This window comes from Mycobacterium stomatepiae, from assembly GCF_010731715.1.
Lineage (GTDB): Bacteria > Actinomycetota > Actinomycetes > Mycobacteriales > Mycobacteriaceae > Mycobacterium > Mycobacterium stomatepiae.
The window spans coordinates 5,612,329-5,625,771 of the sequence record NZ_AP022587.1 but is presented as its reverse complement, the minus strand read 5'-3'; the positions used below and the strand labels follow the sequence as shown (position 1 = coordinate 5,625,771).

Annotated in this window: 10 protein-coding genes and 3 pseudogenes; 4 read left to right on the top strand and 9 right to left on the bottom strand. The window is 64.9% G+C overall.

The annotated features are described in order from the left end of the window. Positions 1-447: 447 nt before the first annotated feature. Positions 448-1,167 (bottom strand): DUF1906 domain-containing protein, encoded by a 720-nt coding sequence (locus tag G6N54_RS26760; RefSeq protein ID WP_163793501.1) that lies wholly within the window; start codon positions 1,165-1,167, stop codon positions 448-450. Between the two features lie 337 nt (positions 1,168-1,504). On the opposite strand from G6N54_RS26760, the gene G6N54_RS26755 reads away from it, so the two are divergent. Continuing rightward, positions 1,505-2,656 (top strand): aromatic ring-hydroxylating oxygenase subunit alpha, encoded by a 1,152-nt coding sequence (locus G6N54_RS26755; RefSeq protein ID WP_163793499.1) that lies wholly within the window; start codon positions 1,505-1,507, stop codon positions 2,654-2,656. Here G6N54_RS26755 and G6N54_RS26750 read toward each other — a convergent pair. Further along, a complete protein-coding gene (locus G6N54_RS26750) occupies positions 2,639-3,991 on the bottom strand; it encodes a carotenoid 1,2-hydratase (RefSeq protein WP_163793497.1) in 1,353 nt (450 codons plus the stop codon). The genes G6N54_RS26755 and G6N54_RS26750 overlap by 18 nt on opposite strands. Before the next feature lie 101 nt (positions 3,992-4,092). Here G6N54_RS26750 and G6N54_RS26745 point away from each other — a divergent pair, with 101 nt between their 5' ends. Beyond that, positions 4,093-5,559, top strand: a complete 1,467-nt coding sequence (locus tag G6N54_RS26745) for an aldehyde dehydrogenase (RefSeq protein ID WP_163793495.1) — start codon at positions 4,093-4,095, stop codon at positions 5,557-5,559. 263 nt (positions 5,560-5,822) lie between these two features. On the opposite strand, the gene G6N54_RS26740 is transcribed toward G6N54_RS26745, so the two are convergent. The 5 genes and pseudogenes from G6N54_RS26740 to G6N54_RS26720 all read right to left on the bottom strand — a co-directional run bounded on the left by G6N54_RS26740 (position 5,823) and on the right by G6N54_RS26720 (position 9,990). Further along, positions 5,823-6,269, bottom strand: a complete 447-nt coding sequence (locus G6N54_RS26740) for a MaoC family dehydratase (RefSeq protein WP_163793493.1) — start codon at positions 6,267-6,269, stop codon at positions 5,823-5,825. Continuing rightward, on the bottom strand, positions 6,266-6,736 hold the full coding sequence (locus G6N54_RS26735; protein WP_276056873.1) for an FAS1-like dehydratase domain-containing protein: 471 nt from the start codon (positions 6,734-6,736) through the stop codon (positions 6,266-6,268). The genes G6N54_RS26740 and G6N54_RS26735 overlap by 4 nt, the downstream gene beginning before the upstream one ends. A 70-nt stretch (positions 6,737-6,806) precedes the next feature. Beyond that, positions 6,807-7,232, bottom strand: coding sequence for a nuclear transport factor 2 family protein (locus G6N54_RS26730; RefSeq protein ID WP_163793489.1), 426 nt, complete (start codon positions 7,230-7,232; stop codon positions 6,807-6,809). A gap of 61 nt (positions 7,233-7,293) precedes the next feature. Further along, positions 7,294-8,874 (bottom strand): annotated as a pseudogene (locus G6N54_RS26725) (AMP-binding protein). 9 nt (positions 8,875-8,883) lie between these two features. Next, positions 8,884-9,990 carry a Rieske 2Fe-2S domain-containing protein gene (locus G6N54_RS26720; protein WP_232073037.1) on the bottom strand — a complete coding sequence of 369 codons (1,107 nt, stop codon included), beginning with the start codon at positions 9,988-9,990 and terminating at the stop codon, positions 8,884-8,886. Between the two features lie 83 nt (positions 9,991-10,073). Between G6N54_RS26720 and G6N54_RS26715 the strand changes: the two are divergent. Then, a pseudogene (locus tag G6N54_RS26715) lies at positions 10,074-11,372 on the top strand (cytochrome P450). Position 11,373: 1 nt separating this feature from the next. Here the strand turns inward: G6N54_RS26715 and G6N54_RS26710 are convergent. Next, a complete protein-coding gene (locus G6N54_RS26710; RefSeq protein WP_163793485.1) occupies positions 11,374-11,814 on the bottom strand; it encodes a nuclear transport factor 2 family protein in 441 nt (146 codons plus the stop codon). 331 nt (positions 11,815-12,145) lie between these two features. Here G6N54_RS26710 and G6N54_RS26705 point away from each other — a divergent pair. Then, positions 12,146-13,191 (top strand): annotated as a pseudogene (locus G6N54_RS26705) (IS30 family transposase). A 57-nt stretch (positions 13,192-13,248) separates the two neighbouring features. Here the strand turns inward: G6N54_RS26705 and G6N54_RS26700 are convergent. After that, positions 13,249-13,440: a ferredoxin gene (locus tag G6N54_RS26700; protein WP_163793483.1), complete on the bottom strand. Its 192-nt coding sequence runs from the start codon at positions 13,438-13,440 to the stop codon at positions 13,249-13,251. Between the last annotated feature and the right edge of the window lie 3 nt (positions 13,441-13,443).

The following is a 13,443-nucleotide window of genomic DNA, read 5'->3' as shown; positions in this document are numbered from 1 at the left end:
TAGCGGCTGACCGGTGTGTTGTCGGCGGGCCACCCATGTCGACCAAGCGGCGCGGCGGACTGCATCGGCTGTACTAAGAGTGTCATAAGGATTCCGGTCGTTTTTCGGCGCAGATCGGTTACTGGTGAGTTCTACGCACGGGTAACCGTGTCGTGGGTAACACCCGGATTAACCGCCCTTCCGGGTATCCAGAACAAACGTCCTGCATGCAGGTGGTTACGGTCGAGTAGCTATAACTGCGCTGTTCAAGGCGGCATTGTTATCAAATCGTTATGTTAAGAATTTGTAGTGCGCGCCGCCCGATGCGCCACGGCCGCCCAGCCGCCGCGCGCCCGCCGCCGGCCGCGCGGCGCGACAAGCGGCGAACGAGTGTTTGCTGGAATCGGCTTGCACAAGCCCGGCCGGATAGGCTATGCGGTCAGGATTCTGTGCGAGGGCGCGCAGTTGCTAGGCCCACTGCCCGAATTGGGGCTTGAGGATCTCGTTGATGTCCACCGCGACGCCGCCCACGCTGCGCTTATCGATCTCGACCTGGTGCAAATTGGCCGCCGGGTGGGCGTAGCCCTTGGGCGAGCCCCAGTTGTGCTGCCAGAAGCAGGAACCCAGGCCGTCGTGCAGGGCCCAATCAATCGTCTTCGAGTTGGCGTAAACGCCCGTCCGCTGATGTCCGATCACCGATTCCCAGGACCGCAGGTACGGCGCTACCTGGCTCTTGTACTGCTCATAGGACGGGTCGTCGTCGATCGACGCGTAAATCGGCGCGTCGGGCGGACCACCTGCGGCGGCGTGTAACTGCATCCCCCGCTGGGCGTGTTGCAGCCCAGCGCTGGCGCCGCCCAGCCAGTCGGCGGAATTGCCCTTGCCGTACTGATAGCAGGAAACGATCTTGAGCCCGTTGCTGTTCAGATCACGCGCTTCCGCGACCTGGATCGGCTTGCCCAGCATCCAGTTGCCGCCCGGCCGCCGGTCAGAGACATAACGGATCGACCCGACGGCGCCGGCGGCGCGGATCTGACTTGCCGGGATCACGCCCGCGGCGTAGTCCAGCAGGGTGCCAAGCGATGCCGAGGCCGCTGGCGCGCTCAACGACGACGCCGCGACGCCCAGGCCGACCAACGCCGGGGCCGCCGCCGCGAATTTGAGCACGTCACGACGCGAAATCGACACATCGCACAGGGTACGACACAAACATCAATAGACACATCAGTCACGCTGATCACAGGTCGATCACATCTCGTTGGAGCTGTTTGTCGTTGGAGTTTGGCGGTGCGGCGGCGCGGTCACCACGCTGCTGAGCGCCGATTCGGCCTCCTCCGCCGTCGAGGTGTTGCGTTACGGCGTTCAGTGCGCGTCCAGGGCGGCAAAAGCGCCGAAATCGCGCCGCCAGCGCGCACTCGACGGCCGCGGCACGGAAGCGCCTCGTCCATGCCGCCGATCCAGGTCGCGGAGTCCATTGTTATTGTCACTATTAACTTTACAAAGTTAGCGGCACAAGGGGCTTCGGATGGACCATGACCAGCTCATCGACCTGACCCGACGGGCCTTGAAGTTGGCCCGCGACAAGACCACCGACCTGGCTCCGCGACCGCACACGGTCGACGCCAGCGACTACACCTCGATGCAGCGCCACCTCAGTGACAGGGCGTTGCTGCTCGCCAGCCCGCAACTCGTCGGTTACGTCTCGGAGCTCGCGGCACCCGGCGCCTACTGCACCAAGACGGTGATGGGGCGGTCGATCCTGCTCACCAGAACCTCCGACGAGGTGGTCCGGGCGTTCGACAATGTCTGCCTGCATCGCCAGTCGCCCGTCGTGACCGGCTGCGGCACCGCGAAGCGGTTCAGCTGTCCCTATCACGCGTGGACCTACGACAACACCGGCAAGCTGGTCGGCCTGCCGGGTCGCGAGGGCTTCCCGGACGCGACGGTCAAGTCCGACTCACTGACCGAACTGCCCGCCGCCGAGTTCGCCGGGTTCCTCTGGGTGGCACTGGATAAGGACGCCACCCTGGACGTTGCCGCGCACCTAGGGCCGCTGGCCGACGAGCTCGACTCGTGGGGCATCGGCCGCTGGTCTCCGTTGGGCGAGAAGGTGCTCGACGCCCCGATCAACTGGAAGCTGGCCGTCGACACCTTCGCCGAGAACTACCACTTCGCCACCGTGCACCGCGACACCTTCGCTACCATCGCCCGCAGCAACTGCGCGGTTTTCGATTCCTACGGGCCCCACCACCGATTGATCTTCCCGCTCAACGCGATCCTGGAGCTGGAGAATGTTCCCGAGGAGCAGTGGGACCCGTTCCACAACATGGTGGTGATCTACGCGCTGTTCCCCAACATCGTGCTGTCGGTGACGATCGCCAACGGCGAGCTGTTCCGTATCTACCCCGGCGATGAGCCCGGCAGATCGATTACCGTGCACCAGAATTCGACGCCGCTGGACCTTTCGGAGGAATCGGTGGCGGCCGGCGCGCAAGCCGTGTTCGAGTACGCGCACGCGACGGTGCGCGACGAAGACTACCGGCTGGTCGAGGGCCTGCAGGCCAATCTCATGTCGGGCGCACGCGATCACCTGGTGTTCGGCCGCAACGAGCCGGGGCTGCAGCACCGCCACATCACGTGGGCCGAGGCGCTGGCCGCCTCAGCTTCCGTCGGCTGAGTCCTCCTGGGACAGCACGGCGATCAAATCTTCGAGAAGCGTTGCCAACGTGTCGTTTTGCACGGGAAGCATCCCGGCCAACAATTCCACGGCTGCGCCGCGACGTCCCGCGGCCACCAATCCCACCAGCTGATCGACCACCGACTGCAGGCCGGGATCGACGTCGGCCACTGTGGTGGCCAGCACCTCCACCAATTCCCAGTCCCGATACATGGCCAGCGAACGCTCGTTGAAGGCGAAGCCGCTCACGGGTTTTCCCCATAACGTCCCCTGGTAGCGGTACGGGCCTTCCATGTACTCGATCGGCAGACCATGTGCCGGGGCCGGCACCAGCGGCTCGCCGATGAGGTCCAGTTGCAGTGTGGCGCAGGTGATCCGGTGCCGGTCGGGCATGTACCGAGCCGGGGCCAGCGGGCGCATCAGCGGACGCACGGTAAGTGGCCAGCGCACATAGCTGCTCACGGTGACCTCCACGTCCTCGGCGCACTCCGGCGCGATGGCGGGATCGGGATGACTCGTCGTCACACCGGTAAAGGGTTGCAACGCGTTGCCATTCGTCCGGTCGAACTGCCGCCAGATGCTGAGGTCGACGCCGTTGTCGAAATTGATAGTCCGCCATTCGTGCGAGCGAGCCCGCGGGTCTCCCCCGCTTCCGCCGCCGCCCGCATACTTCGGAAACCACTGCCGGTCGACATGTCCGGCGCTACCGGAAACCTGCTCGACCGTCTCGCCCCAGCGTAGCGTCCCGGTCATCGACATCCCGCTCTGGAAATACGAATACGTGTCGTCTTGACCGAAGCAGGTGATCTTCCCGTTGTAGGTCGACGCCCCCACCGGCGTCGGCGCGCGCGTCGGGGTGACGACCAAGTCCAGCCGCATGGACCGTCCCTGGTGATCCCGGCCGACCAGGCTGACTCGATAGGTGTAGGGCAGCAACTGGTCGTCGGCGTCACGGCAGGTGGTCCACGACGCGGTACCGACGCTGCTCTGATAGCTGATGTCGAGATAGCCTGCGGCCATGAACAATTTGCGCTGCGCGCCCGGCTCCATGTTCTTCGGCGGCATGTCGTAATCGGTGTAGGTGCCGTAATCGCCGGTGTCGAGGTCGAACAGCGCCATCGTGTAGAAGTCGGCGACGACGGTCCCCCCGGGTTGGTTCTTGTTGAAGATGGTCAGGAACGCGAACGACCGGTCGCTCTCGACGGCCTGCAACTGTCCGGCGATGAACCAGGTGTCGGACTCCTGGTCGGGGTGTTCGCCCTCGGCCTCGGGGAAATCCAGCTGGTCGTCACCGGGCACCAGCTGATACGGGTACCTGCGCCAATCGGTGTTCATATCGGCTTCCTTGCCACGGCGCTATCCTTATTCTTTGCTATGTTAGCGTCAATAGCGAAGTTACGGTCACGGCCTCATCCCCGTCCCAAGGAAGCGCCCCGATGACAGAAAAATCCGACCATCGGACCTATGCCGAACTCTTCGTCGGAGGGCAGTGGCGCAAGCCCGCTAATCCGCAGCAGCTGGCCGTGATTTCGCCGCATTCGGAGGAACCGGTCGGCCACGTTCAGGTGGCCGGGCCCGAGGACCTCGACGCCGCCGTCACCGCGGCGCGCCAGGCCTTCGACCACGGCCCGTGGCCGCGCATGACCCATGCCGAACGGATGGCCAAAGTCGAACAGCTGGCCGGGATCTACGGCGGGCACATCGACGAGATGGCCGACCTGATCACCGAAGAAATGGGATCCCCGCGCACCTTCAGCCGACTCGGCCAAGCGGCGGCCGCGGCGACGATGATCCATCTCACCCTCGCGGACGCCCGCGCGTTTCCCTGGACGGAACGCCGCCACGGCGTCCTCGGTGAGGTGCACCTGCGCAGGGCCCCGGTCGGGGTGGTAGGCGCGATCGTGCCGTGGAACGTTCCTCAGTTCCTGATCATGCCGAAGTTGATCCCGGCTTTGATCGCGGGATGCACGGTGATCCTCAAACCGGCCCCCGAAACACCTTTGGACGCTTTGTGGTTGGCCGAAATGATCGAGCAGCTCGACCTGCCCGAAGGCGTGGTGTCGGTGCTGCCCGGCGGACCCGAAATCGGCGAGGCGCTGGTCCGCCACCCCGGCGTGGACAAGATAGCGTTCACCGGTTCCAGTGCGGTCGGGCGCCGCATCGCCACGCTGTGCGGAGAGCAGCTCAAGCGAGTGAGCCTGGAATTGGGCGGGAAGTCCGCGGCGATCATTCTCGACGACGCCGATATCGACAAGACGGTCGCGGGGTTGAAGTCGGCCGGCCTGATGAACAACGGCCAGGCCTGTGTCGCCCAGACCCGCATCCTGGTCAGCGACAAGCGTCATGACGACGTCGTCGACGCGCTGGCCGGCATGATGTCGTCGCTGAACGTCGGCGACCCGGCCGACGAGGCCACCGACATCGGCCCGCTGGTGGCCCAACGGCAACAGCGCCGGGTTCAGGACTACATCAAGTCCGGGAAACGCGAGGGCGCACGCGTCGTGCTGGGCGGTGAGGACAGCCCGACCGATCGCGGATGGTACGTGCGGCCAACGCTATTCGCCGACGCCACCAACGACATGCGCATCGCCCGGGAGGAGATCTTCGGCCCGGTGCTGACGGTGCTGCGCTACCGCGACGAGGCCGACGCGATCCGGATCGCCAACGAGACCGACTACGGACTGGCTGGTTCGGTGTGGACGTCGGACATCGCGCACGGCCTGGAGGTCGCCGCAGGGGTGCGCACCGGCACTTACGGCATCAATATGTACACGCTCGATATCGGCGCCCCCTTCGGGGGTTTCAAGCAGTCGGGCATCGGGCGCGAATTCGGCCCGGAGGGCCTCCACAAGTACGTCGAACTTCAGACGCTGGTGTGCAAGGGACAACTGCCGCCGCTATGAACTGCTCGGCCAGAACGGATTGTGGCCAAGGCGCGCAAGCAGTTTCATAGGTCAGTTGCCATAGCACCTGCGGATCACCGGGCCGGTCGGGCTTTAATCCCAAGGGCCGCAGCAGAAGTACGTCACGAAAGCCGATCACCTGCTCGAGCGGCGCCCGGGCGTCCCATACCTCGCATGGGGTGCGACGATCCCATTTGCACTCGGCCGACACGACCGCCTCGCCGAAGCGTCGACACACTGCCAAATGCAGCGCGGCTGTGCTGTCAAACACGTTCGGGCAGTTGCAACGTGAGCTCGACCGGACAGCACAGTGCCCCGTGCTGGTTGGTCACTTCGATCGTGATCTCGACCAGGTAGCGCGGTGGGTCCACCGATGCGTCGCGCCGCTTGGCCACGGCCCGGCCCCGGCCGATCATCGTGTCACCGGCGTAGACGGAACTCACCAGCCTTAAAGACCGGCGCACCACCCGACTGCTCGGCCCCGCCCAATCGGTAGCGACCCGGTCGGCGAATCCGGCCAAATGCATGGTGTTGAGATAAATCGTTGGGCTTCCCTGACTTTGGGCGTATTCGGGATCGAAGTGGCCCGGAAAATAGTCCCAGGTCGCTCCGGCGTTCTCCACCACCCGCTGGTAGCCGATCTCATCGACCACCTCGGGCAGCTCGACGGGAACGGTGATCTCGTTCCAGTCCAGATCCGCAGCGGTCACGCCGGCGCTCCCGGGGTGAAGCGAAACAACGTATTTCGCGATCGGGCGACGACGGTCCCGTCCTCACGGCGGTAGGTCTCCAACGTCTCGATGAAATGCCCTACCCCCAACCGGGTCTGCTTCTCCGGTGAGACCGACACCAATTCCTCGACACTGGTCAGCACGTCACCCTCAACGATCGGTTCCAGGAACTCGACGTCATTGGCGGCATTGATGAATGTGGTGCCCGGCAACGGCACACGCAAGATCAGCGACGCCGCGCGCCGGCCGCCGGGCTCCCACGGCGGGGGTATCAGCCAGCCCATCAACAGACCCAGCGGGGCCAGCAGGCCTCCCCACCGCTCCCGCGCGAAATCCCGGTCCCAGTACGAACGATTGCCGTCGTGAATCATCGAGGCATACAACTGAATGCGCGCCCCGCTGACCGGATTCACCGCGGTCCGCGGTTCGCTTGTCGCACCGACCATGCGCAGCGCGTCTTCGTATGTGCCGAAGGCTAATTCGTAGCTGAGATCACGATCCACGTATCGGTGTCGCTCACATGACAAGCGGGTGCCGGCTGGGCACCAGATCCCAGGAGAGGTTGCGCGACGTGTAGTACCAGCCGCCACGCTCGTAGATCAGCTCATCCCGGTATGTCCCGGTGGCGCGCAACGTGGTGTCGCCGAAGGCTGCCGAGAAAAGCACGGCAACACAACGCTGCATCGCGTGGACCCCCTCGACGGCGATCTCGTGATCGATTGTCACCAGGCGCTGTCCTTCGCCGCCATCGAACGCCAAACGCAGATCGGCAAACAGTTCACCGCCCCGCACGAAGCTGGCACCGGAATGACGGAACGTCGCGATCCAGCTATCGCGGTCGCCGTCGGAGTAAGCGCGATTGTGCCGGGCGTTCAAATTCAAGATCGCATCGCGTCCGGTCGCGGCTTGCAGGAACTGTTCCTGCTGGTAGGACAACGTCATTTCTACTCGCCAGCCTCTCCCCGAAGGAAAAAAGAAACGAACTACGTAACATCGACTTTACTTAGCGCTTAACAATATATCCGTATTCTTCTCGATCCCAGACCCCGGAACTCAAACCCTTGGCTCGTAGTAAATCTTTACGCACCCGTCCGATAACGTTCTTTGGGAGTTCGTTGACCTGCTCGACGTATCGGGGCACGCAGAAGTACGGCATCCGGGCGGCGCAGAAGTCGAGCAACTCGGCGCAATCCAGGGCGGCGTCCGGGCGCAGCGCCACCACGATCAGGATGTCGTCCTCGCCGAGTTCGCTGGGCACCGCGACCGCAGCGGCTTCAGCCACCGCGGGATGACCCATGACGACGCGCTCCACTTCGACCGAGGAGATGTTCTCACCGCGCCTGCGCAGCGAATCCTTGATGCGATCCAGATATGTGAGGTTCTGATCCGTGTCGAGCCGGCCGAGATCTCCGGTGCGAAACCATTCCGGGTGCGGGTCCACCTGGCCGTCGCGGCCGAGGTAGCCCTCACTCATCACGTGCGGGTGCCTGGGCCGGCAGGCGATCTCACCTACTTCGCCGGTGGGCAGCGGGTTGCCGCCGTCGTCCACGATGCGCACGTCGAAGTTGGGATTGGGCCGGCCCGACGTTCCGGGAACGCCCTCGTCGGCCACCCCCTTGACCGCGATCGGGAAGGCTTCGGTCATCCCGTACATCGTGACAATGCGTCAGCCGTAGCGCTTTTCGATGTCGTGGTAGGAACCGGCGTCGATCGGCGCGGCGGAGATGAACCGCAGCGGCAGCTGCGCGTCGCGCGGATCGGCGGGCAGGTTGTACAGCATCGACACCATCGCGCCGGCCCCGGCAAAGCCGACTGCGTCGTGGGCGCGGATGTCGTCCCACACCTGGCCGGGGTGAAAGGACTGCGCCAGCACGGTTGTCCCACCGGTCAGCATTGGGGCCAGCACGCTCGGCGCGGCGCTCAGGTGGAAGAGCGGCATCGCCGTCCACAACGCCTCCCCCGGCCGCAACTCCCAGGACGACACCACGGTCGCGGCGACCGAGAACAGATAATTCCAGCTCGTGGCAACGGCTTTCGATGGCCCTGTGGTGCCCGACGTGTAGAACAGCGCCCCGACCTCGTCGGGCTCCCCGGGATCGTCGACACAGCCGGCCTCGCGCATAAGCGCGTGGCTCAGCGAATCATCCAGCACCACAATGTCGGTCACCGCGTCCAGCCGGTCGGCGACCTCGTCGACGCGGGCACGGCGCTCGGCGTCGGTGAGAATCACCTTGGCCCGCGACAACCGCAGGGTGTGCACGAGGAAGTCCCCCTTGTTGGCGGCATTGACCGCCGCGCTCACCGCGCCGATGCGGGCCGCGCCCAGCCAGAAGTACACCCATTCCGGGCAGGTGCCGGTGAACAACGCCACGCCGTCGCCGCGCCCCACCCCGAATTCGCGCAGCAGGTCGGCGACCGCGCGCGAGCGCCGGCGCATCTGCTCGAATGTCACCTCGGTGCCGGCGATCGACATCATCACGCGATCGGGGTACTGCTGGGCCCGGCGATCCAGCACGGCCGGGACGGTGAAGCGGTCCACGCCGAAATCGGACGGCCCAAGGGGCTTGCCACGAACCGAATGAATCTGTGCCACTTAGGCTTTCGCGGCCGCCGGGTCGGGTTCACCTGCGGCGGTGTACCCGAAGTCGCTGGGTGAGGGCTCCGTCCCCGGGTAGAAGCGGTGCGCCCAGCGGCGCAGGGCCGCGTAGTCGTGTGCCTCCTCGGGAGCCAGGTTCGGCTTCTCCAGGTACTTCATGTTCTCCCAGGTGAAGAAGTCCTGTTTGATGACCTCTTGTTGCAGCGCCAGGAATTTCGCGGCCCGGCCGGTCGGCTGGTCGCCGGTGTCGCCGGGTTCGCGGACCGAGGCCTGTGTGTAGAAGTAGTCGGTGTAGTCCTCGTCGACCGGGGTCTGCCCGGTGACCTCGATGGTGGCCACCAGGTCACTCGGGAACCGGACGAGTCCGAGCCCCAACGAGTAGTTGTCGTAGATGATCTTGGCGTCGACCGGCCCGTTGGGGGTCAACCACGTCTTGGCCCGGCCGCCGCCGAAGTGGGCGTTGACGGTGGCGTGCAGGTGATAACCCGCCACCTCGAACGAGGCGGTGTTGGCCGGGTTGGCGGCCTTGTGCACGTACTGGACGTGATAGGGGTCGGCCGCGTTCTCGATGATCATCTGCGCATGCACCTTGACCCGGTTGAGCATCCGGCTGTGTGGGTGCAGCGGGTAGTACTCGCCGGTTTCCAGTTCGGGCAGCGCCGGCGGTTGCCAGTAGGGCGCGCGGCCGTGGCGTTCGTGCCAGACCAGGATGAAGCCGTACCACTCCACGGTCGGGTAGGTGCGGATGCGGACGTTGTTCTTGCATCCGATCTTGCTGTACGGGATCAGCGCGTTGCTGCCGTCGCCGCGCCACTGCCAGCCGTGCCAGGGGCAGACGATGTTTTCGTCTTCGACGGTGCCGCCGACACCCATGTTGGCGCCGAGGTGCTGGCAGTACGCGTCCAGCACGCTGACCTTGCCGGACGCGGTGCGAAACAGGACCAATTCCTCGCCGAAGTAGTGCAGGCGCTTGACGTCGCCGGGCTTGACGTCGCTCGCGAAGGCGACGATGAACCACCCCGTCGGGAACCGATACGTGGACAGCGCGATGCCGGACGGTCCGAACTCACGTTCCGACGGGTCTGGCTCTGGAATCGTATTCACGAGAACTCCGTTTCCCACGCGGCCGGGCCGCTCTTACCTCACCGCGTTTCGACGACTAAAGTCTATTCTTACTATTTTAATCATTGAACGTCAACGCGGCGTCAGCCGGTCGCCGCGTGTTGGCAAAGCGAGCGGAGTTGCGCATGACTGCTGCGGCAGAGGACCTATCCGATTTCGCCTTGTGGCGTAACGGTTTTCCCGACGACTTGTTCGCCGAATTACGGCATGACAGGCCGCTTTTCCGGCACGAGCTGACGCCGGGCGTGGCCCAGACCGTACACCGCGATTTCTGGGTGGCAACCAAACACCGGCACGCGGTTCGGCTGCACCGCGACACCGAGTCGTTCACCGCGGGCGACGGGCCACTGATCCAGCCCGTCGCCATGTTTTCGGCGTACCCGACGATCATCACGCTGGACCCGCCGGAGCTGAACAAGCGCCGCAAGCTCATCTCGAACGCGTTCACTCCGCGCGCAATCGCCAAGCTGGAGGATGGCATTCGGGCGCGCGCGGCGCAGATGATCGACGGCCTGCTCGCCAAGGGCGGCGGGGATTGGATCGAGGACGTCGCGGACGCGTTGCCGATGACGGTGATCGGCGACATCATCGGCATCCCCGACGAGGACCGGCCGCGAATCTTCGACATCTTCGAACGCATCCTGAAGGCGCTTGCGCCCGAGGCGAGCCCGAGCGGGCAGGTAGAACTCGAGCTCTTCGCATCGGTCTTCGGGTACGCGATGGAGCTCACTGCCGACAAGCGGGGCAACCCGACCGACTACATCTGGAGCACGCTGGCGTCCGCGGTGATCACCGGCGACGACGGCGAGCAGTTCAGCCTGCCCGAAAACGAGCTGGAGTTCTTCTTCTTCGTGCTGGCCTTCGCCGGCAGTGACACCACCAAAAACGCACTGGCCATGGGGCTGCAGGCGTTCGTCGCCAACCCGGAGCAGATCGAGCGCTATCGCGAGCAGGAAGCGCTGCGCCCCAGCGCCGTCGAGGAGGTGCTGCGCTGGGCGTCACCCGTGGCGTACTGGACGCGCACCGCGAAGGTCGACGTCGAGATGGACGGCCAGCAGATTCCCGCGGGCGATCGGGTGGTGTCGATGCTGCGCTCGGCCAACCGCGACGAGGAGGTGTTCGCGTCCCCGTTCACCTTCGACATCGGCCGGTAGCCCAACCCGCATGTCGCGTTCGGCGGCGGCGGGCCACATCACTGCCTGGGTGCGATGCTGGCGCGCGCCGAACTGCGGGCGGTGCTCGATGAGCTGCTGCTGCGCTGCGATCGCCTCGAAATCGGGCCCGCCACGGTGTCGTATCCCAACCTGACCACCAACATGTCGATCTACGACGAGATGGCGATCTCGCTGACCGCACGGCGTTGAGTCAGTACGGGGCGGGTCCCTGGCCGAACGCGGCGAACACGGCCAGCGGATCCAGGTAATCACGCCAGTGCACGATCTTTCGGTCCTCGATGGTGATGACCGAGACGAATCGGTTGACGTAGGGGCCGCCCGTCTGCACCACGGTGCCGTGCATCGTGTACTCGAGAATCACCGTGGACTTCTCGGGGTCGAAGTAGCGGTGCACGTCGCTGCTGTGGCTCTGCACGATCGAATCCCCGTAATCGGCATACAATTCGGCCAACGCATCGCGCCCGACGATTTTCCTCGGATACGTCGGGACGGTGATCACGAACTCGACCACCGCGTTCTCGGCGTGGATGTCGAAAAAGTCGGTCCCGTCGACCAGACCGTCGAGGCCCCCGACGACAAGCTCGAAGTAGGGCTGCATGGCGGCGTACTTGGACATTTCCCTCGGCGGCATGTCCGCACTCTACGGTGCGCCGCCGACAGGATTCACGCTCGCCGAACGTGCAGCCAGCGCGAATTTTCAGCGCTTGAGTTCAAGGGGTGGTTGCAACACTTCGTAGTTAGGGGTGTTGATGACGGGTCAGCCTCAGTTGTTGGTGGTGCAGCGGCGGTATTGGGATTTGATCGCTGCGGGATGGTCCTCGGAGGATGCCGGGGTGGCGGTCGGCGTGTCGGCGACGTGCGGTAGCAAGTGGTTTCGCAGGTTTGGTGGTGTGAATCCACGATGGTCAAAGCCTCAAGGACAGCGACGGCCGCGGCTGTCGGCGGATGAGCGTGAACAGATCATGATCGGCACCGCGCACGGTGAGTCGATCCGTTCGATGGCGCGCCGGTTGGGCCGGGCGCCGTCGACGATCATGCGCGAGATTGCCCACAACGGTGTCATGCGAGGGCATGTGGGCCGTTATCGCGCCCGGTATCGGTTCAGGGCCCGCCGGGCCGGTTGGGACGCGAAGTCGGGCTACTCGGCGCGCATCGCTCAGCGGCGCAGCGAGCAACGGGCGCGTCGACCCAAGACCGGCAAGTTGGGCCGCTGTGAGCAATTGCGGGCCGAGGTGCAAGCGTTGTTGGTCAACAAGTACAGCCCCGAACAGATCGCCGGGGTATTGACCGCGACCTATCCTGACCGCCCGGAGATGCAGGTGTCCCACGAAACCATCTACCAGGCGCTTTACGTGCAAGGGCGCGGAGAACTGCGCCGGGAACTGAGGACATGCCTGCGCACCGGGCGCGCGTTGCGTAAACCGCGCCGACGGGCCGCGCCGGTGACGGCCGCGGCCGTATCCAAGGCATGGTCAACATCAGTGAGCGGCCCGCCGAAGCTAACGACCGCGCCGTGCCAGGCCATTGGGAAGGAGACCTGATCATCGGCAAGGACCAGGCCTCTCAAATCGGCACGCTGGTTGAACGTTCCACCGGATATGTCCGACTGCTGCACCTACCCCATACCCGTAGCGCCGAGGCCGTCGCCGAGGCCATGATCGCCGCGGTCAAAGACCTGCCCGCCACCTTGCGCCGCACCGTGACCTGGGACCAAGGCCACGAAATGGCCCACCACGCCCGCATCAGCATCGACACCGGCATCGAGGTTTACTTCTGCGATCCCCACTCACCCTGGCAGCGCGGTAGCAATGAGAACACCAACGGCCTACTACGGCAATACTTTCCAAAGGGCACCGACCTTTCGGTGCACGACGCCGAACACCTCGCCTACGTCGCCGACGAACTCAACGGACGACCCCGAAAACGCTTCAACTGGGACAACCCCACCAACCGCCTCAACAAGCTACTGTCCACCCCGACAGACACAACTGTTGCAACCAAACCTTGAATCCACCGCGGATTTTTCGCGCTCAATGCACGCTCGGCGAATCGGCGCGGCGCTAGCTCAGTCGATCAGGCGCAGCGCGGCCTTCGGACACTGGTCGACCGCGGCGCGGACGTCGATCTCGCGGTCCGGCGCCACTTCGCCGTCCGCGATCTGCACCACGTCCTCGTCGCCGAGTTCGAACACGTCCGGGGCGAGCGATTCACAGAAGCCTTGTGCCTCACACAAGGTCTCGTCGACGGTCACGCGCATCAG

Bases quoted from the DNA above. Each gene is read 5' to 3' on its own strand.
- G6N54_RS26750 (WP_163793497.1), bottom strand. From the start codon at position 3,991: ATGAACACCGATTGGCGCAGGTACCCGTATCAGCTGGTGCCCGGTGAC.
- G6N54_RS26745 (WP_163793495.1), top strand. From the start codon at position 4,093: ATGACAGAAAAATCCGACCATCGGACCTATGCCGAACTCTTCGTCGGA.
- G6N54_RS26755 (WP_163793499.1), top strand. From the start codon at position 1,505: ATGGACCATGACCAGCTCATCGACCTGACCCGACGGGCCTTGAAGTTG.
- G6N54_RS26710 (WP_163793485.1), bottom strand. From the start codon at position 11,814: ATGCCGCCGAGGGAAATGTCCAAGTACGCCGCCATGCAGCCCTACTTC.
- G6N54_RS26730 (WP_163793489.1), bottom strand. From the start codon at position 7,232: ATGACGTTGTCCTACCAGCAGGAACAGTTCCTGCAAGCCGCGACCGGA.
- G6N54_RS26700 (WP_163793483.1), bottom strand. From the start codon at position 13,440: ATGCGCGTGACCGTCGACGAGACCTTGTGTGAGGCACAAGGCTTCTGT.
- G6N54_RS26735 (WP_276056873.1), bottom strand. From the start codon at position 6,736: ATGGTCGGTGCGACAAGCGAACCGCGGACCGCGGTGAATCCGGTCAGC.